The organism is Collinsella sp. AF16-8, assembly GCF_003462695.1.
Classification (GTDB): Bacteria; Actinomycetota; Coriobacteriia; order Coriobacteriales; family Coriobacteriaceae; genus Collinsella.
Window position 1 is genome coordinate 38,194 of the sequence record NZ_QRXX01000004.1, and the last position, 18,539, is coordinate 56,732.

Annotated in this window: 16 protein-coding genes; 11 read left to right on the top strand and 5 right to left on the bottom strand. The window is 60.8% G+C overall.

Going from position 1 to position 18,539, the window contains the following annotated elements:
• Positions 1–1,602 (bottom strand): FAD-binding oxidoreductase, encoded by a 1,602-nt coding sequence (locus DWW73_RS04750; RefSeq protein WP_117778885.1) that lies wholly within the window; start codon positions 1,600–1,602, stop codon positions 1–3.
• A 346-nt stretch (positions 1,603–1,948) separates the two neighbouring features.
• Between DWW73_RS04750 and DWW73_RS04755 the strand changes: the two genes are divergently transcribed.
• From DWW73_RS04755 to DWW73_RS04795, 9 genes are all read left to right on the top strand, one after another.
• Positions 1,949–2,245, top strand: a complete 297-nt coding sequence (locus DWW73_RS04755) for a hypothetical protein (protein WP_117563502.1) — start codon at positions 1,949–1,951, stop codon at positions 2,243–2,245.
• On the top strand, positions 2,242–2,751 hold the full coding sequence (locus DWW73_RS04760; RefSeq protein WP_117629648.1) for a hypothetical protein: 510 nt from the start codon (positions 2,242–2,244) through the stop codon (positions 2,749–2,751). Before DWW73_RS04755 ends, DWW73_RS04760 begins: the two co-directional genes overlap by 4 nt.
• A gap of 90 nt (positions 2,752–2,841) precedes the next feature.
• Complete coding sequence (locus DWW73_RS04765) at positions 2,842–3,441, top strand: hypothetical protein (protein WP_117778886.1); 600 nt, start codon at positions 2,842–2,844, stop codon at positions 3,439–3,441.
• A 46-nt stretch (positions 3,442–3,487) separates the two neighbouring features.
• On the top strand, positions 3,488–3,703 hold the full coding sequence (locus DWW73_RS04770) for a hypothetical protein (RefSeq protein ID WP_147325188.1): 216 nt from the start codon (positions 3,488–3,490) through the stop codon (positions 3,701–3,703).
• A gap of 18 nt (positions 3,704–3,721) precedes the next feature.
• Positions 3,722–5,152, top strand: a complete 1,431-nt coding sequence (locus tag DWW73_RS04775) for a hypothetical protein (protein ID WP_117645731.1) — start codon at positions 3,722–3,724, stop codon at positions 5,150–5,152.
• Positions 5,153–5,270: 118 nt separating this feature from the next.
• A complete protein-coding gene (locus DWW73_RS04780) occupies positions 5,271–5,987 on the top strand; it encodes a DUF554 domain-containing protein (RefSeq protein ID WP_199413468.1) in 717 nt (238 codons plus the stop codon).
• 87 nt (positions 5,988–6,074) lie between these two features.
• Positions 6,075–7,835, top strand: coding sequence for a TerB N-terminal domain-containing protein (locus DWW73_RS04785; RefSeq protein WP_233509125.1), 1,761 nt, complete (start codon positions 6,075–6,077; stop codon positions 7,833–7,835).
• Positions 7,828–9,132, top strand: coding sequence for an ATP-binding protein (locus DWW73_RS04790; RefSeq protein WP_117778887.1), 1,305 nt, complete (start codon positions 7,828–7,830; stop codon positions 9,130–9,132). Before DWW73_RS04785 ends, DWW73_RS04790 begins: the two co-directional genes overlap by 8 nt.
• Before the next feature lie 116 nt (positions 9,133–9,248).
• Positions 9,249–11,693 carry a DEAD/DEAH box helicase gene (locus tag DWW73_RS04795; RefSeq protein WP_117778888.1) on the top strand — a complete coding sequence of 815 codons (2,445 nt, stop codon included), beginning with the start codon at positions 9,249–9,251 and terminating at the stop codon, positions 11,691–11,693.
• A 27-nt stretch (positions 11,694–11,720) separates the two neighbouring features.
• Here the strand turns inward: DWW73_RS04795 and DWW73_RS04800 are convergent, their stop codons facing one another.
• The 4 genes from DWW73_RS04800 to DWW73_RS04815 all read right to left on the bottom strand — a co-directional run bounded on the left by DWW73_RS04800 (position 11,721) and on the right by DWW73_RS04815 (position 16,228).
• Positions 11,721–12,599, bottom strand: coding sequence for a spermidine synthase (locus tag DWW73_RS04800; RefSeq protein ID WP_117778889.1), 879 nt, complete (start codon positions 12,597–12,599; stop codon positions 11,721–11,723).
• Complete coding sequence (locus tag DWW73_RS04805; RefSeq protein WP_117778890.1) at positions 12,600–14,507, bottom strand: elongator complex protein 3; 1,908 nt, start codon at positions 14,505–14,507, stop codon at positions 12,600–12,602. It abuts the gene before it with no gap.
• A 102-nt stretch (positions 14,508–14,609) separates the two neighbouring features.
• Positions 14,610–15,506, bottom strand: a complete 897-nt coding sequence (locus tag DWW73_RS04810; protein WP_158563784.1) for a DUF4097 family beta strand repeat-containing protein — start codon at positions 15,504–15,506, stop codon at positions 14,610–14,612.
• Complete coding sequence (locus DWW73_RS04815; RefSeq protein WP_117778892.1) at positions 15,506–16,228, bottom strand: helix-turn-helix domain-containing protein; 723 nt, start codon at positions 16,226–16,228, stop codon at positions 15,506–15,508. The genes DWW73_RS04810 and DWW73_RS04815 overlap by 1 nt, the downstream gene beginning before the upstream one ends.
• A 267-nt stretch (positions 16,229–16,495) precedes the next feature.
• Between DWW73_RS04815 and DWW73_RS04820 the strand changes: the two genes are divergently transcribed.
• Complete coding sequence (locus DWW73_RS04820; protein ID WP_117778893.1) at positions 16,496–17,368, top strand: hypothetical protein; 873 nt, start codon at positions 16,496–16,498, stop codon at positions 17,366–17,368.
• A gap of 118 nt (positions 17,369–17,486) precedes the next feature.
• Positions 17,487–18,326 (top strand): tRNA (guanosine(46)-N(7))-methyltransferase TrmB, encoded by an 840-nt coding sequence (locus tag DWW73_RS04825; protein WP_117778894.1) that lies wholly within the window; start codon positions 17,487–17,489, stop codon positions 18,324–18,326.
• The last annotated feature ends 213 nt before the right edge of the window (positions 18,327–18,539 follow it).

Sequence of the window (18,539 nt, forward strand, 5' to 3'; positions counted from 1 at the left end):
TCACGCGCCCCCTTTCTGGACGAGTTCATCCAAGAGCTTCTCCGTAAACAGGTTGCCGCGACCCAACTGGCCGGCAGGATCGAGCTGGAGTTTGAGGCGCGCCGACTCGACCATGGCCTCGTGGCCGTACATCGTCTCCAAGAAGCCCGCCTTGATCTTGCCGACGCCGTGTTCGGCAGAAACGGCACCGCCCATGGCCGTGACCTCGGAAGCCCACTGGGCAAAGAGCTCTCCACCACGACGGTAGTCTTGCGCATCGCGCGGCAGGATGTTCACATGCAGATGGTTGTTCCCGATGTGTCCCCAGGCAGCAGACTCAAGCCCGCTTTCGGCCAGCGTGCGGCGATAGAGGGCCATGACATCGGCAAGGCGTGCATTGGGCACCGACATATCCGATCCCAGCTTGGTAATGGTGGGGTCGGTGCGGCGACGCTCGTCAATGAGCATGTTGACGCTCTCGGGCACCGCGTGGCGGAAGAACCGCTGGCACTCGCGATCGACTTCGGTGCGGGCGACCCATGTCGCATCGTCGCGGCCGCCCGCAAACTCCAGCACCCATCCAAGGTGGTACAGCTCCTCGGTCGCCTGCGCCTCGTCATCGCAGTCGAGCTCCACGTAGACACAGACCTTTGCCTCGTCGTCGAGCGCCGGCAGCGAGGCAAACGCTGTCGACTGCTCGCGCTGGCGACGCAGGATATCCAGGGCGCCAGCATCGAAATACTCAATAGCGGCGGCATGGGACAGCACGGGACGCACGGAATCGGTAAAGGACACGGCCTTGTCTTCGCTATCGAAAAAGCAACTCACACCCCATACGACCGAAGGTGCCGCCTGCAGGGCGATCTCGAGCTCGGTAATGACGCCGAGCGTGCCGCACGCACCGATAAAAAGATCGATGGCGTCCATATCGTCCGCAACAAAATACCCCGAGGCATTTTTGGTCTTGGGCATGGTGTAGTCAGGAAGATCAAGCTCGAATGTATGACCCTCTGCCGTCACGAGCGACAGGTGGCGGCCCTGGGCAAAAGCCTCGCCGCGCTGAAGCTCAAGCAAATCGCCATCAGCCAGCGCGACGTGGAGTCCCGTGATATGCGGGCGCATGGGGCCGTAAGCGTAGCTGCGGGCGCCGGAGGCGTTGCATGCCGCCATGCCACCCAGACAGGCAGATGCCTCGGTGGGATCGGTGGGAAAGAACTGCTCGGGGGACTCTTGGAACTCCTCGTAGGCCTCAAGCGATGCCTGGTCCCAACCAGCGGTCGGCAGTACCTTCTTGCTCAGCTGCTTACGCAGCTCCGAGAGCACAACGCCCGGCTCCACGCGCAGCAGAAATTGGTCTTGTTCATCGCGGCGAAGGCCCAAGTAGCGATTCATACGGGAAGTATTGAGGATATGCCCACCGTGGGGCACGGCACCGGCGGCAAGGCCGGTTCGGGCGCCCTGAACCGTTACCGGGACACGCTCGGCATGGAGCGTTTCCAAAATGGCACGGACCTCGTCTTCCGTTGTCGGAAACGAGATGCTCGATGCTTCGCCCGATGCGCGAGATTCATCGCGGCCATACTCTTCGAACTCGTCGGTGAAGGGTTTAATGGTTGCAGACACGCGAACTCCCCCTTTAGCTAACTACAGTGTTTGCAGGGAGATGTTACCGCATCGTTTCGTCGACGTGTTCGAGACCGTCTCCATAATTGGCGATTTTTACGTTTGTGCAATTCGGCGAACGGCAAGGCTTCCTCGGCAGACGATGCTTTTGACACATATCGCCCCGCCGTCGCCGACCGCTCGATTGTCGCTCGAAAAAAGTTGAAGTAATTTTTTCCACCTTTTACCTGCGGAGATGTCAATCCGTCAAGCATTTGGTCAGAAATTGGTCAAGTAGCGGCTGATACGGTCGGCGTCGACAGCCAAAACCGATAGAAGTTTTGGCCCCAGAAGCAGGGAGGTTCCCATGGCATATTACTGGCCCCAGTACGGCGTCGCCATCGAGGTCGACGACGATCCCTATCTCCTGCCTTTCGACGAAGAGGCGTTCCCCGAAACGGCGGTCTACCACGTCACCACCGATGTTATCTGCGACCCCGAGTCGTTCTCGGCGCTCGCCCACCACATCGCGCGTATCCACGACATCGAGCTCCCTCACGACTTTGACGAGCTCATCTACTCGCGCCGCCTGATGCTTCACATGCTCTTTGGAGCGGACCCGTCCACGTTCGCACGTGTCTACACCACCAAGGACGCCGCATGAGTGCGAAGAAGCCGCCCCGCCTCGCAGGACTGGGGCGTCGCAAGAAACTCGTCGTTGTCTGCCTGGCTATCGCCTGCGCCCTCATCGCCGTAGGGCTATACGCCTGGCAGTCGCAGCCCGTGCCCGAAGCGGGCGCCTCAGTCACGACGGCAGAGGGTAAATCGCGACAAGAAATCCAAGATGAGCTCGATGCCATCGTCCGCGACAACATGATGACGATTTCGGTCGCGCCGGTCGCTCAGCTACAGGAGGACGGCAAGCTGCGCGTCAACGTGCAAAACGTCCAAGACAATAAATTTCCCCAGCGATTCCGCGTCATCCAAAACGACGAGACCATGTACGAATCCGGTGTGGTCGAGACCGGCAAGACAATCGAGACGTGCCCCGCCGGCGACATCAAAGAAGGAGAGGCATACATCGAGATCCAGGCACTCGATGCCAAGACCCTCGACAGCCACGGCAATCCGACACGTGTCAAGGTACGGGTTGAGCAAGCCGAGAACTAGCTTTTTCGGCCGACGCGACACCGCACGCAATTCACCAGCATTCGTCCAATCATCGCGGGGACGGCCCGCGGCGAATAGAAAGGAACGACCATGGACATCACCAGGAACATGAACGGAGCCAGAGCGCTCGTCGTGGGCGCAGGGCTCGCGCTCGCGCTCGCAATGGGCGCCGCCCCGACGCCAGCTCTGGCAGCCGAGCGCGTTGGAACCACGAAAGTAATGGTCAGGACCGAGATCGACAACGTAGAGTTCAAAGTTCCGACGGTTATTCCCTTCGTCGCCAAGGCCGACGGCACGCTTCAGGGCCCCTCAGAAGACGCGACCACCATCGACAATCATTCGGCCTACGGCATCCATGTCACCAACATGAAGATCGACGCCATGAACACCTGGACCATTGCCGCCGACGCCAAGGCCGGAACCGCGCAGAATTCCATCGACTTTAAGGTCGGCCCCGACGGCGCACTCCAGAACGCCAGCGCCGCAATGCAGGAGACGGGCCTCGATCTTTCCAAGAATGCAGCCTTCGACATGGGCTACCAGGGCATTGCCGGCGGCACGGACAAAATTAAGCTCAAGACAAGCGGAAACGTCGCCCGCGTCACGCGCGACATCTTCCGCGTAACCGGCGAAGGCGATCAGGTTGCAACGATCACCTGGACGGTCGAGCCCGGTGCGCACACGGCATAAGGCCGTCGCCCTGGCCGCCGTCAGTATCCTAGCGTTTGGGCCAGCCATGGCCTTTGCCCAGCAAGAACAGGCGCAGGCCGCCACGCAAGTGACGGTCGACCTCTCGGAGCTCGACCGCGGCAACTGCAAGGAACCGTTGGCACAGACAGACGACAGACGATGGCTCTTGGCAGCAGGCGCCACGGCAGCAGGTGCGGGAACCGCCGGCCTCGGTCTGCACATCAAACGCAGCCAGAAACGAAACACGGACAGGCCGCACTAAATTAGCTAAGGAGACCCCATGGCATCGAAGAACCTTTTGCCCGTCGTCGCACTCTGCGGCGCGCTCGCAACCGGAACGCCTGTCGCCGCTTGGGCGACTCCCGTCATGGCAGACTCCTTACCAGCAGCCCTAAGCTCCGCACCAAATCCGTCGAGCGCCATTGCGTGCAAGCGTTTTTCGTTCGCACAGGCCGCAATCTCAACCTCGGGATGCCTTCGTCGTAATACGGACGGCTCGATAGTCGTGGATATCAATCGTTCGAACAAGGCAAACGGCTCCCAGGCGGGGTGCGCCGTCTGCACATGGCGCTCGATTGTGCTCGATGCAGATGGCGATCCGTGCGATTTGGGGTTGCGCATCGATATCGCTTCGGTCGATGACTCGGCGAACGGAGCGAAGGTCGCCTTCGACGGTGCGTTTTTCGAGAAAGGAGGCGGTATATGTCTGGGCTGCGCCGCCGCGAATGCAGACGATGTGCAGCCCACCCTCTCATTCACGGCATCGCTGCGGCTGACCAAGGCGGGCACCGATGCCATCGCGGCGGGAGAAGCATCCCTGCTGTTCTACGCCGTCAGCACCAAAGACACAGACGCTCATTTCGAGAAGTCAGCCGGATCACTCAGCCTTACACGAGGGATAGAGGCAGGCCCTATTGAAATCGATGCCCACGCGCAAAGCAGGCAACGCATTCTTGCCGACCCGGCGCTTCTCGAAATGGAGTGGAACGGATCCGGAGCCATCGGGATTGTCCCCTCCGCGCTTGACGCCAAGACGCTCCCCTCAAACGACGAACCCATCAACGCAACCATACAAGAAGAGAGCACGGACAAAGAAGCAGGTGCGGGCGACACGCCGTCGCCGACAAACAGCGTCCCAGCTTCTTTCGAAGCACCGAATGAGCCCGCTACCGGTCCAAACGATCCCGAGCTCGCGGACAGTCTGGGACTTGCTGATCCTCAGGAGATCGATGAAGGTAACTGCTGCGTGCTTGCCGCCCTCGACCACACAGAGGTCATCGATGCTGCAAACATCGAAGTTGCCGCCGCCAATCAGCCCGTCCGCAAGTCGGCCATCATCGCATTTCCCGAATCCATCGAAGTCGTCTTTTTGCCATCAGGCGAGGTCGTGGCCCCAACACTGCTCACCTTGTTGGGCGCCAAGAATACTCGAAACGAAATTAAAAAGGTCACGGTTGTCGACCCTGCAACCACCGCTAAACTGCGTTTATACGCCGTTGCCCCAGACGGAGGCAAGACCTTGGAATTCGATGGCGACACACTTCTAGCCTGGCGACGTCTGGACATTATGCAAGACGTCTCGTATCAGATCGAACTCGAAGGGTTTGATCGTGCCCGCGATGCCAATATCATCGCCGCGGCTATTGAATCCCCACAGCGGCTTATGACACTGCGCTTTGACTACTATCCCTATGTCCCGACAACCACCTGAGGCTTAAATGCTGCGCATCATTCCTAATACCACTTATATAACGTATTAGATGAGTCGCGATGTGCCTCGCATTTCGTTCTGCTACGATTGCCACGTTGGCATCAATACAGGAGGGCTCATGCCGGGCTTGGGAACAATCATCAACGTTGCGCTTTTAGTTGCGGGCGGTCTTTTGGGATTAGCGGGCGGCCGCTTCATTACACCGCGCATCCAAGACACGCTCATGAAAGCATCGGGGCTGTGCGTCCTGTTTATCGGCCTGGGCGGCACCATGCAAAAGATGCTCATCATCGATGGAAAGGCGCTAGCGACCACCGGTACCACCATGCTCATCGTCTCATTTGCGCTCGGTTCGCTCATCGGCGAGGCCATCAACTTGGAGACCTCCATCGAGAACCTTGGCGAATGGCTCAAGCGCAAGACTGGCAGTGAGGGCGATAACGAGTTCACCAACGCTTTTGTCTCGACTTCACTCACCGTGTGCATCGGCGCCATGGCCATTGTGGGATCGATCCAGGACGGCCTGCTCGGCGACTGGTCAACGCTTGCCCTCAAGGGCGCACTGGACTGCATCATCGTCTGCACCATGACGGCCTCGCTTGGCCGCGGCTGCATCTTCTCCGCCCTGCCCGTCGCCGTGTTCCAGGGGACGATTACGTTGTTTGCCGGCGCGCTCTCCCCCATCATGACCGCAGCGGCCCTCAACAGCCTTTCGCTCGTAGGCTCCATGCTCATCTTCTGCGTCGGCGTCAACCTCATCCGTCCTCAGACCTTCCGCACGGCCAATATGCTTCCCTCCGTCGTCATCGCCGTCATCTACGCCCTCCTGTTCTAAATCTATCAACGCAGCGGTATCTCGAACATCTGTTTGATGCTGTGCTATGATATGAGGTCACCGTAGCTGTGTTCGAGAGGAGGAGCGGTGGCCGACCAGGACATCAAGATGCTCATCGAGCGCATCATGGCCGAGGCCCGGACCCATCAGTCCGCCCGCTTCTCAAACGAAACCTACGCAGACGAGCCGATTCTCAAAACCGGCCGACAGATGCAGAATTTCCTCCCCGACCAGTACCGTAAAATGCGCGAGATATCGCGCTGGCAGGATGACCCCAAGGGCGGTGCGGGCCGCTGGCTTTCGGAAGCCGAGCTTTTTTACCGCCAGGGCCTGCTGATGGCCGACTTTGAGGACGACTGTCCCTACAACGGCACCTTTAAGTCGTACTTTCCCACCTACAACGCCATGAGCGACCGGCAGCTGCGCGGCTACTTTACCTGGCGTGCCCAAGTGCGCCGCGGAACCGTCGAGGAAACGTCTACGTCCTTTGCCTTTCTGTATCTCTATGAGCTGATTTGCGGCATTGGCGTAGATAATCCACTCGATGGTTTTAACAAGATCAGGGCTTTTTGGGATGTCTATCGCGCCTTCGAGCCCGGCATCGACCGGTTTGCGCGCGTGTGGCTGCAAGATTACGCCGTGTTCCACGGGCTCGACCCCAAGCTGCTTCGTGACTCTAAAACCGTCATGTTCGATAACGCCCTTATCGAGCTGCGACGCGCGGCGCGAGACCTTGTACCGGCACCGGCACCGTCCGGCCAGACCCCTAAGCGTCGCAAAACCTCCGAGCCCACGCTCCCCCTTCCGCCCGATGAGGTGCGCGAGGAGCGACTCATGGCCGCCATCAACGCCCTCTCCACGTACAACCTAAGTAACTCGCGGCTCGACCGCAGCCACCACCGCGATCTGCGCCACGTGGCGTGCGCCGTGTATGTCCGCATGGCGCGCTACTATGACACGCACCGAAAGACCGGCATCGTGGCAAGTTTATTTGGGGAGGAGACGGCCATGCCCTACACCATGTTTGCCTCGGCCGTATTCTTTGCGCCCGAGCGCCACGAGGACTGCGAATACCGTCTGGACCCCATCCGTATCTACCGTTGCCAAAACGGTTTTTGGGAATGCATGCGGATTCACGGTAGCAGGCAAAAGAGCAGCAAGCTCGGTGAAATGATGCGCGCCTGTGACCAACGCCTGCGCCTGGCGCTGGACCCCGCCCATCCCCTTAAGGAAGAAAAGGTCCCCAAATATCTGGCCAAGATTATCGATGACGAGATTGTGGCATGGCTTTCGTGGGACGCCGCACACCAGCCCGTCAAGATCGATATCGATTTGAGCCAGCTGGGGCACATTCGGAGCGCTGCCGCACAAACGCGCGAAGCGCTTTTGATCGACGAGGAACGCGAGGACGGCGCGTCCGCAGAAGCCGAGGCAGCGGACTCAGGGCAACCGGAAGCCGAGCCTGCGGCCGCCGCGACGGTCGAGGCGGTCGCGGCGGCCGCAGGGCAGGACGAGTCCGACGAGCCGACCATATCCACCGAACAGTTTGGTGTCGTAGCACCGCTTCTCGCACCGACGCCCGCGTTCGCAGCTGCTGCGCCCGCTGACGCCACGAACGAACTCGCGCCCGCCGCAGACGCCTATCTCCGCGCGCTGCTCGAGCACAACGCAGTACAGGCGGAATCGGCGGTAGTGCAATCGGAGCAGAGCGAGGACATGCTCGTCGATACCATCAACGAGGCGTTCTTTGACCTGGTGGGCGACACCGTAATTGAATTTAGCGCGGCAGGGCCGCAGATTATCGAGGACTACGAAGCAGACGTGAGAGGATACCTAGACCATGAGTGATACCGCATCCGCAGCACCTCGCGTGCCCAAGCGCGTCGCTGCCGTCATTCTCAACTCGCTCAAGGGCGGTGTGGTCCCGCGCATCGGCCTTCCTTACATCACCGTAGGGCGCGAGGTCGAGATCCGCGCCCTGCTCACCGATCTGAGTCTCATCGCCGACGGTGGCGCGAGCTTCCGCTTTCTGGTCGGTCGTTACGGCGCCGGCAAGAGCTTTTTGCTCCAGACTATCCGCACGCACGCCATGGGCGAGGGATTCGTCGTCGCTGATGCCGACCTGTCGCCCGAGCGCCGCCTGCAGGGCGGTCAGGGACAGGGCCTTGCCACCTACCGCGAGCTCATCCGCAATATATCGACCAAAACGCGCCCCGAGGGCGGTGCGCTCAACCTTATTCTGGATCGCTGGGTCGCCTCGTGTGCCGACGTCGACGAGTCGGTCGTCAATGCCCAACTGGCCCCGCTCGAGGAGATGGTCCACGGCTTCGACTTCACCCGCATGCTCCGCCGCTATCGCATGGCCGCATCCGGGGGCGACGAAGAGACCATAAGCCGCGTGACCAAATGGATTCGCGGCGAATACCGCACCAAGAGCGAGGCACGCGCCGAGCTGGGCTCCTCGACCATCATCAGCGATGACGACTGGTACGACTACGTTAAGCTCATTGCGCGCTTTTTGGTTTGCAGTGGCTACAAAGGCATGCTGGTGCTCATCGACGAGCTCGTGAATCTGTATAAGATTCCCAACGCCATCACGCGCCAATACAACTACGAGAAGATCCTGACTATGTACAACGACACGCTCCAGGGCAAGGCGCAGTACCTGGGCATGATCATGGGCGGCACGCCAACCTCCATCGAAGACCGCCGCCGCGGCGTGTTCTCCTACGAGGCCCTGCGCAGCCGACTCGCTCAGGGCCGCTTTGCGCGCGAAGACCTTAAGGACATGCTCGCGCCCATCATCCGCCTGCAGCCACTCACCTACGAGGAGCTACTGGTGCTCATCGAAAAACTCATGCAGATCCATGCCGGCTACTTTGGCTGGACGCCCACGCTTGCCGAAAACGACTTGGTGGACTTTCTCAAGATTGAGTTCGGCCGCGTGGGAGCCGATACGCACTTGACGCCGCGTGAGGTTATCCGTGACTTTATCGAGCTGCTCGATATCCTGTGTCAGAACCCCGATGCAAATGTGGCCGAGCTGCTGCAAAGCGTCGGCGGCGACGCGCTGGCGCCGGCGGCCGCAACAGGCGACACCGGCACCGCAGGCGGCGACCGCAACTTCGCCGAGTTCACCATCTAACCTACCAAAAAGGGACAGGTTTATTTTGGCAGGTTTTATCTGAGCAAACGTTGAAGCAGTAATGCAGCAAGCCGTTGCCAGCCGCGTTGAGAGATTCGATGTTGAAAGGAGGCCCCGTGAACGCCTTTGACCGCTACGCCCCGTTTATCCAAGACTTCATCTACTCCCACGATTGGGAGAGTCTGCGCTCTATCCAGGTTGCGGCGGCAGGCGCCATCTTCAACACGCAAGACAATGTGCTCCTGACGGCATCCACGGCATCTGGCAAAACTGAGGCGGCCTTCTTTCCCATCCTGACCGAGTTTTGGGAGAACCCGCCCGCGAGCGTGGGCGCCCTCTACATCGGCCCCCTCAAAGCGCTCATCAACGATCAGTTCGTCCGTCTCAACGACCTCTGCGAAGAGGCCGATATCCCTGTCTGGCACTGGCATGGCGATGTCTCGCAGTCGCACAAGGCCAAGCTCATCAAAAAACCAAGCGGCATCTTGCAGATTACGCCCGAGTCACTCGAGGCGCTCTTAATCCATAAGCACATGGCGATCCCGCGCATGTTTTGCGACCTGCGCTACGTGGTCATCGATGAGGTCCACTCGCTCATGCGCGGCGACCGTGGCGGGCAAACACTCTGCCTTATCGAGCGACTCTCGCGCATGGCCGGCGTGCAGCCTCGCCGCATTGGCCTTTCGGCCACCATCGGCGACCCCGAGCGCACGGGCGCTTTTCTCTCACAGGGAACGGGGCGCGACTGCGTTATCCCCCGCTTTGAGGAACCGCGCCGCATGTGGCGCATCTCCATGGAGCACTTCTACAACTCGGGTCCCCAGGCACAGCAGCGGGGATTCGTAGGCACGGGTCCACAAGAAGCCGAGGTGCTTACTTGCGAGCGTATTGAGACGGCGGCGCCCGCGGCGCTGCCCGCATCCGGACAAGACATGTGCCACAGCGGACAGCTTGCACAGGAAGAACGCCGTCAACGTCGCGAGCAGGCGCGGGGCAAGGCCGCTCCCAAAGACCGTCGCACTTCCTCGGCCCCCGAGGGCGAAGTCGACATCCCACGAGCGGCCGAGCAGGCGCTTCTCAACCCCACCGACACGGCACCCGACAACGCCGACCCCGGTATGGGCTATATCTTTGAGCATACGCGCGGGCGCAAGTGCCTGGTCTTTGCCAACTCGCGCGAGGAGGCAGAGGCCGTGTGCTCCATGCTGCGCAGCTACTGCGAAAGTCGACACGAGCCCGACCGCTTTCTCATCCACCACGGCAACCTTTCGGCATCGCTGCGCGAGACGGCCGAGGAGCTCATGCGCGACGAGGAGCAGGCGCAGACAACCGTCACCACCTCCACGCTGGAGCTCGGTATCGATATCGGCCGCCTGGAGCGCGCCTTCCAGATTGACGCGCCGTTTACCGTCAGCTCCTTTTTGCAGCGCATGGGGCGCACAGGCCGTCGCGACCTTCCGCCCGAGATGTGGTTTGTCATGCGCGAGGAAGAACCCGAGCCGCGCACGATGATGCCCGAGACCATTCCGTGGAAGCTCCTGCAAGGCATCGCGCTTGTACAACTCTATCGCGAGGAAAAGTGGGTCGAACCGCCCGAGCTCGATCGACTCCCCTACAGTCTGCTCTATCACCAGACCATGTCGACCCTCGCCAGCACCGGAGAGCTCACGCCGGCCGAACTTGCCCAGCGCGTGCTCACACTGAGCTATTTCCATCGCATCTCGGCCGATGACTATCGCGTGCTGCTGCGTCACCTCATTAAGATCGACCATATCCAGGTCACCGAAGGCGGCGGGCTCATCGTGGGTCTCGCGGGCGAGCGCATCATCAACAACTTTAAGTTCTACGCCGTGTTCCAGGAAAACGAGGAGTTTACCGTCCGGAGCGAATCGGCTGAGCTGGGCACGATCGTTAATCCGCCCCCGCCCGGTGAGCGCATCGCCATCGCCGGACACTGCTGGATTGTCGAGGAAGTGGACTGGAAGCGCCACACTGTCTTTGCCACGCAGGTCAAGGGCCGGGTGCCGGCCTACTTTGGCGACTGCCCCGGCGACATTAACACGCATGTGCTCGAGCGCATGCGCAAGGCGCTCAACGAGCACGCGACATATCCGTACCTTATGGGTAACGCACGGGCCCGCTTGGCGCAGGCTCGTCATACGGCCGAGATTTCGGGGGCGGGAACCAAGCCGCTCATTAACCTGGGCGGCGATACCTGGGTGCTCTTCCCCTGGCTGGGCAGCTACGCCTTTTTGGCGCTCGAGCGCATGCTCAAGATTAAATGTGCCGCGGAGCTGGGCCTTCGCGGGCTCGATCCGTCACGCCCGTACTTTATGCAGTTTAAGATGAAGGCCGATGAGGAGACGTTCTTTGAGGTGCTCGCCGCCGAGGCCGAGAAGGACTTCGATCCCATCGAGCTCGTCTATCCTGGCGAGGTGCCTTACTTTGACCGCTACGACGAGTTTGTTCCCGAAGAGCTCGTGCGCAAGGGCTTTGCCGAAGGCGTGCTCGACATCGAGGGTATGAAGCAGCGCGTTCTCGGCTGGCGCGACCACGCCTAAGACCAGTCTTTTTTGGGACGGGGAGACTTACTTGTCGTGAAGGACGGTGCCGAGGAAGTCGGTGTCGAAGGGCACGGCTTCGGCAAAGGCGTAGTCGCCGTCGCTGGCGATGAGCAGGTAGTTTTCCTCGCCGCTGAACTTCGCATCGCCACATGGGACCACCCAGGCGTGGACGAATACCTCGAGTGCCGCGGCAGCGCAGTCGCGAAGGAACGTCACATCGCTCCCCTCGTTTGCGCTCACGATATTGGCCACGTAGATACCCCCGGGGTTCAGGCTGCCCCGCACCAGGCGCAGCGCCTCAACGGTCGCCAGCTCGCGCACGGGCTCGGCACCGCCAAAGCAATCGCTCACGACCACGTCGTAGCGACGATGGCCCACGCTCGTCACACCCAGATACGAGCGAGCCTCAGCGGTAATCACCCGCAGGCGATCGCCCACCGCGTGCTCCAGTTCATCCAGATAGAACCAACGGCGCGCCAAGCGCGTTATCTCTCCGTCATACTCGATGACGTCCATGCGCAGGCCCTCGTGCGACATCAGCGCAAACTTGGGATAGGCAAACCCGCCGCCGCCCAGCATGAGCATACGGTCGATACCATGCCCGTAAGCATCACGCATTGCGTCCTCGGCCTCAAACACATCGTCAAATGCACGATAGTACGCAAAGACTGGCTCCGCCCAACAATCGCCAACATAGCTCGCGCTTTGGTAGACGCCGCCTTGCACCAATACGCGAACTTCGTCGCCGCCCTCATCGTGCACGCGCTTCACACGTGCCAGCCCATTGCGGGTCCTCGCGACCTGCAGACAGGCAGCACGAACAGCGACAGCGGCCGCACCAAGCGCCGCGGCTCCCAGAGCAACGCCGGCAACGACGCCGGCAGAAACATTCGGCTTGTTCATCTAGAGCTCCTTTTGCAGATAAAGGCCATGGTCGTAAAAACCCAAATGACGATAGTACTCACGCGTGCCGATCGCGCTGATCACGTTGATGCGCGCATAGCCCGCGTCCCGCGCCATCTGGCACGCACGCTCCACCAGCGACCGCCCCAGTCCATGATGCTGAGCCGCCTGGCCTTGATCTCCCATGCGCGCCGCCATGCCGTACACGTGCACCTCGCGAATCATCGCCTCGTCCGGCGCCGTCGGCAACTCGTCCGCATGCGCGGCAACAAACGCGCGATCGGGCAGCGACAGGCGCAAAAAACCCGCGATTTTGCCCTGCGGCGTCACCCACTGCAAAAAGCGCTCGTGCGTCACCGGCGTCTCGTACGCCACGCCCTCGTCAAGGGTCAACTCGCCTAGGTCGGCGCCCGCCGTGCTAATCTCGCGATAGCGGATCTCACGCACCGTCGCACCGTCACCCCGAGCAGCCAGGCGGTTCTCGACGAGCTGACGCAGGTTGGGCTTCTTGTTGCCCACCATGATGTCATCGGAACTAAAGTCGCGAATCATGCGGCTGATGCGGCAGAACGCCGGCGTCACCACGATGTCATCGGCCAACACGTCGAGCAGTTCTTCCTCGGTATAGGGGCGCCACTCGCCACGCTCGTAACAGCCCACCAGATGCGAGCCCTCGATGAGCGCGCACGGGTAGACCTTGACCTCGTCGGGCATAAAGGCGCCCTCGGTCATAAAGCGCTCGTAGTCACGCTTGTCCCCCTCAGGCGTAGCACCCAACAAGTTGAGCATAAAGTGCGCGTGGATCTTAAAGCCAAACAGGCGCGCGAGCGAAAACGCCCGCTCGATCTGCGCCACCGAAATGCGGCGCTCGTTGATATCGAGCAGGTGCTGGTCAAGGCTTTGGATGCCCATCTGTATCTTGGTGCAACCCAGGCGGCGGATGAGCGTGAGGGCCTGCGGCGTTACGGCATCGGGGCGCGTCTCGATAACGAGCCCCACCACGCGATGCTTCGCCGTCTCGTTAATGCGCTGCTGACGCTCGAGCTCCTCCATCGTTGCCGTCTGCCACTCGGTGACCTCGCCCCACGGCGTACCGGGGCCGTACAGACGACGCACCGCACGGTTATAGCCGCCCACGGCAGCATCCACACGTCCCTGCTCGTCGGCAACGCCGGCAGCAAGCTCGACCTCGTCTGTCGCAATGCCGGCGGCCCGATAGCGCTCGCGACGCTCTGCTACCACCGGCGGCAGGGCATCGGCGGGAGCGTCATCGAGCAGACGCCCCGCCTCGGCACGGCTGATGCCCGGACGCGCCAACATGGGGTTGGCCGCCACGCCGGCGACGGCATCGTCATTGAGCGCACGGAAAAGTTCCGACATAAACCACGTCTGATACCCTTGCGGATAGTCGCTCCAGGTACCACCGAGCACGATGAGCTCTATCTTGTCGGTCGCATGCCCCATCTGCGAAAGCGCGGTCAGACGAGCGCTCACCTGCAGATACGGGTCGAAGCAATTTTGCTCCGCACGGGCGCATGCCGGCTCGGCGTGCAGATAGCTCTTGGGCATGCGCAGATCATTGGGACAAAACAGGCAATCGCCCGAGCACGGCCACGGCTTGGTGATGACGGTAACGGTCGCCACACCTGAGGCCGTTCGGCGCGGCTTCATGCGCAGCGCCTGCAGCAGTCGACGTTCCAGCTCGGCATCGACATTCCACCCAGCCCAACGAGCCGGCTCCTCACGTTTTACCCGCTGGTAGAACGGCAGCAGACGGCGCTTGGCCAAATCGCGTTTGTCGGCACCCTCACGGCGCGCCTCGGCATGTATCAGTTTGACGAGCGCTTTGTCGTCCACGGTCTCGCCGCGACGCAGGGCCTCGAGTATGTTCAAGATAATCTGTTCCATGCCCCCATTGTAAAGGCAAAGGCGCCGGAGCCAATCTCGGCTTCGGCGCCTTCATCAAACAGCGCGTCTAAGCATCTATGCTTGCGAACCAGACCGCAGTCATCACTCCGAATCAAACGACACGTCGCCCGAGCCGATCTCGAAACGATACGTGGCGGACTTATCGCCATTGTCGAATTCAGAATTCAATATGGTCTCGCCATCGTAGCCAAGCGGAAGGAAATCGCTCTCGAAGTCGCCGCTGCCCACGGTGAGGCTCGCCTTAAAGCCCGTAGAGTTCGGAACCGTTATCTCCACATCGCCCGAGTCCACGCTTACGTCCATCGACTTCGCGGGGGCCTGGTAGAGCTCGAACGTCACATCGCCCGAACCGACCTCGGCATTCAGGGTATCGGTCACGGTGCCCGTAAACTCAACGTCTCCCGAGTCCAGAGTCAGGTTGAGGTCATGACACGCAATGCCCGCGACCGTCAGATCACCCGATCCTACATTCGCTGTAATGCCCACCATGTTATCGGCAACTTCGCGCGGCAGTTCGACGGTAACCGTTCGGTCAATGGCGCGCTCGTCATCGCAATCGAACTGGCGAATCTTGAGCGTAGAGCCCTTGATTTCGGCCAGGTTCTGGGTTGCCGCATCGAAGGCAACAGTCCCCGTTGCCACGCGACCGCTTTCAATTACGCGCGCTGGCCCGCCGGAGACGAGTTTGACCTTGACCGTGCCCGACGTCACGTCCAAGTCGAGCGATGTGAACGCGTCGGCATCAAAGGTTTCGCTCGAAAGCTGCTGAGGCCGAGCAGAATAGTTACCGCCATCCAAAAGATCATCCTCGTCATCCACATCGCCCATACCAGACAAGCCAGATGCAATATCGTCGAGGTCCCACAGTCCATCGAAGGGAATCAATGTCCGCGAAATGCCGAAGACAAGCCCGATGATGAGCACAAACGCTCCGATGCCGACGCCCAGGCGCAGCTTGGATTCATGCGAAAGCTTCATCATTCGTCACCCTCTTTGGCACATGGCTCAGCGGTGACCGCGGTAGCCACGTCAGCATCAGGTTCCGCAGAAGTATCCTTCCCCTGGGCCTTGACCGCCACCGACGCCGAACCAACCTGAATATCCCCGCGTGCCCAATCACCATCGAGCGCACGCGCCACCCAGTGATAGATAGGAATCGTAAAGAAGATCAGTGCGGCAAAGGGGCCGGCACCAAACAGGAACATCAGCAAAAAGAACAGCAGCCAGCACACGGCCCAATACGGAAACGACTGGAACGGACCTTTCACCGGAGTCGGATTGACCGCACCGGCGTTCGTCGCTTGCGCCGTCGCGGCGTTAGCCACCTGCGCGCTCCAGCTTGCAGCCTGCGCCGCCTTAGCCGCGGCATCACTCGCCTGCGTTGCGGCCTCGGTAGCGCGTGCCGCCGCCTCGTGGGTACGGGCTCGCTCCGCCGCCTCGGCCTCGCGCTGGCGGGCGCGGTCCTCATTCTCAAACTCGATATCGTCCTCGATCTCGTCGCTCGGATTGAGCAGCTCGTCCAGACTCACACCATAGAGCTTGGCGAGCGAGATCAGGTTCTCGGTATCGGGCGAGCTCTCCGCGCGCTCCCATTTACTGACCGCCTGGCGCGACAGTCCCAGCTTTCGCGCCAGCCCTTCTTGGCTAAAACCCTTGCTGCGGCGAAGGTCGGCGAGCCGCTGCGCAGTTTCTACATTCATGGTTCCTCCTATGCGATGCCAGCCGTGCCGCCGGACCGTTTTTGTTCTTAAGGCGCCTTGCACAGTTAAAAATCTATCCGCCACCGCCAAAATCATGCCACCTATTCTAGTGAGATTTTTGACAACCGGCGGTTGCGGGTGCATATGAGCTGCGGAAATGTGTCCAAACAAAGCAATGACCCACGGCTCGGTTGTCCCCGTTGCGGCGTTAACGGTAGTATGGTCGTACTGTTTATTCCGCACCGCCAACGGAGGGAGTTCCGCGCCGTGAACCGCGATTTCGCCTCATCGCTCATCCAGCTCAACAATACGTTCTATCGCGAGCACTCCGCCTCCTTTTCCGATACGCGCCAGGCCCCGTGGCCCGGCTGGGTGCGCACCATGGACATCGCGCTCGAGCAGCTCGATGTGGCCACGATCGAGCATCCCGTCCGCGTCTTCGACCTTGCCTGCGGCAATATGCGATTCGAGAACTTTGCCGCCGGCGGGGCACTTGCCGCCAAGGGCGTCGACGGCGCAAACCCCTCGGCAGATGCCAGCTGCCCCTTCGAGTTCTATGGCGTCGACTCGTGCCAAGACCTGGCCATCGATGCACATGGCCACGCCCTGCGCATTCCCAACCTGCACTTCCAGGAACTCGACGTGCTCGACGCCCTTATGAAGCTCAACCCCGCCGAGACACCCGACGTGCTTTTCGACGCCCCGCTCGCCGATATCTCGGTCTGCTTTGGCTTTATGCACCACGTGCCGTCGTGCGAGTACCGCGTACGCGTGCTCGACACCCTGGTGCGCCAGACACGCCCGGGCGGCATCATCGCCATCAGCTTTTGGGAGTTTATGAACGACGAGCGCATGGCGCGCAAGGCCGTTCGCGCCGAAGCCCGCGCCGAACTCACCCCGCCGTTTGAGGGTTACGATTCCGCGCAGTTTGAAGCCGGCGACCACCTCATTGGTTGGCAAAACGACCGCCATGCCTACCGCTACTGCCACCACTTTGACGATCAACAGATCACCGACCTGGTGCGCGGCGTTCGTACGTTCTACAAGAGCGGCGAGGTTCCCGTACGCGAGCTCGAGCGTTTCCACGCCGACGGCCGTAGCGGCGAGCTCAACCGTTATGTGATTCTCAAGCGTCTGTAGGCACCGACGACGCGCCGCCGAGCCGCGCCGCATCTTTCGGGCAAACTATGCCCACCTTCTTCCAACGCATCGCCGAAACGCGCAGCCATGCGTTTCGCATTTATGACCAAGGAGCCTCATGGGAGCCGTCCACGTTCGCACGCCTAAGAACTTTGTACTCGAGGAGCGCCTGGAGCGCTACGCCGATGCGATTGAGACGAACCCCGAGGCCTATGTCGGAGATTGGCGCAAGGCCTGTGCGCCCGCAGGCAGCAAGCCTTTCGAACACCTTCACCTGGATCTTGGTTGTGGCAAGGGAACGTACCTTGTAGAGCGCGCGGCCCACGAGCCAAACACGCTCTTTATCGGCATGGACCAGGAGCCCATCTGCATTGCCTATGCCGCGCAGAAAATATGCGAGCAGGAACTGACCAACGCACTTGTCCTGCCCCGAGGCGCCGCATCGCTGCCGCAACTGTTTGCTGCAGGCGAGCTCGACGCCATAACCATCAACTTTCCCACGCCGCAGCCCAAGGCCAAGTACGCCAAAAAAAGACTCGTCCATGTCGACCATCTGATGCTCTACCGCCCGCTCTTTGCAGCCGGTGCTACCGTCACGCTGCGCACCGACAGCAAGCCATTGCGCGACTACGCCCTGGGGCAGTTTGCCGCGGCCGGCTACGACACACTTTGGGTAAGTGACGACGTCCGCCGCGACCATCCCGAGCACCCCGAGACCGAATATGAATGCCGCACACGCGAGATGGGTGCAGCCGTCTATGGCATTTGCGCCACACCCGGCGCGCAGCCCAGCGATGAACAGCTCGCGGCGGGCCGCGCGCAGGAGCAAAGCCTTGCCTGCTACCTGCCCGAAAACCTCGATGAGCTCACCTATGTACCTCTGGGCATGGAGGAGGCCGTCGAGAACTTCAGAAACCGCGCCCGCAAGGGCAAGAAGCGCCTGCCACAAGAGTCCTAGGAGCTTTTGGCAGTCGCGGCATCGGCTACCAAGCGCAAATAGGCGCTGGCGAACGATTCTCAAACCTAAGTGAGTAGACTTCTTGGCAATAGCCAAGCACAACCCGCATAACGAAAACTAAAACCGCAGGTAGAACCATTGCGCAAAAGCCATGTGCTCGCAATATCGCAAATAGTCTACTCACTTGGCTAGCGACTACACTAAACGGCTGGG

Coding starts and splice junctions, on each gene's coding strand:
- DWW73_RS04805 (WP_117778890.1), bottom strand. CDS start 14,507: ATGGAACAGATTATCTTGAACATACTCGAGGCCCTGCGTCGCGGCGAG.
- DWW73_RS04770 (WP_147325188.1), top strand. CDS start 3,488: ATGGCCTTTGCCCAGCAAGAACAGGCGCAGGCCGCCACGCAAGTGACG.
- DWW73_RS04765 (WP_117778886.1), top strand. CDS start 2,842: ATGGACATCACCAGGAACATGAACGGAGCCAGAGCGCTCGTCGTGGGC.
- DWW73_RS04755 (WP_117563502.1), top strand. CDS start 1,949: ATGGCATATTACTGGCCCCAGTACGGCGTCGCCATCGAGGTCGACGAC.
- DWW73_RS04815 (WP_117778892.1), bottom strand. CDS start 16,228: ATGAATGTAGAAACTGCGCAGCGGCTCGCCGACCTTCGCCGCAGCAAG.
- DWW73_RS04790 (WP_117778887.1), top strand. CDS start 7,828: ATGAGTGATACCGCATCCGCAGCACCTCGCGTGCCCAAGCGCGTCGCT.
- DWW73_RS04775 (WP_117645731.1), top strand. CDS start 3,722: ATGGCATCGAAGAACCTTTTGCCCGTCGTCGCACTCTGCGGCGCGCTC.
- DWW73_RS04825 (WP_117778894.1), top strand. CDS start 17,487: ATGGGAGCCGTCCACGTTCGCACGCCTAAGAACTTTGTACTCGAGGAG.
- DWW73_RS04810 (WP_158563784.1), bottom strand. CDS start 15,506: ATGAAGCTTTCGCATGAATCCAAGCTGCGCCTGGGCGTCGGCATCGGA.
- DWW73_RS04780 (WP_199413468.1), top strand. CDS start 5,271: ATGCCGGGCTTGGGAACAATCATCAACGTTGCGCTTTTAGTTGCGGGC.
- DWW73_RS04760 (WP_117629648.1), top strand. CDS start 2,242: ATGAGTGCGAAGAAGCCGCCCCGCCTCGCAGGACTGGGGCGTCGCAAG.
- DWW73_RS04800 (WP_117778889.1), bottom strand. CDS start 12,599: ATGAACAAGCCGAATGTTTCTGCCGGCGTCGTTGCCGGCGTTGCTCTG.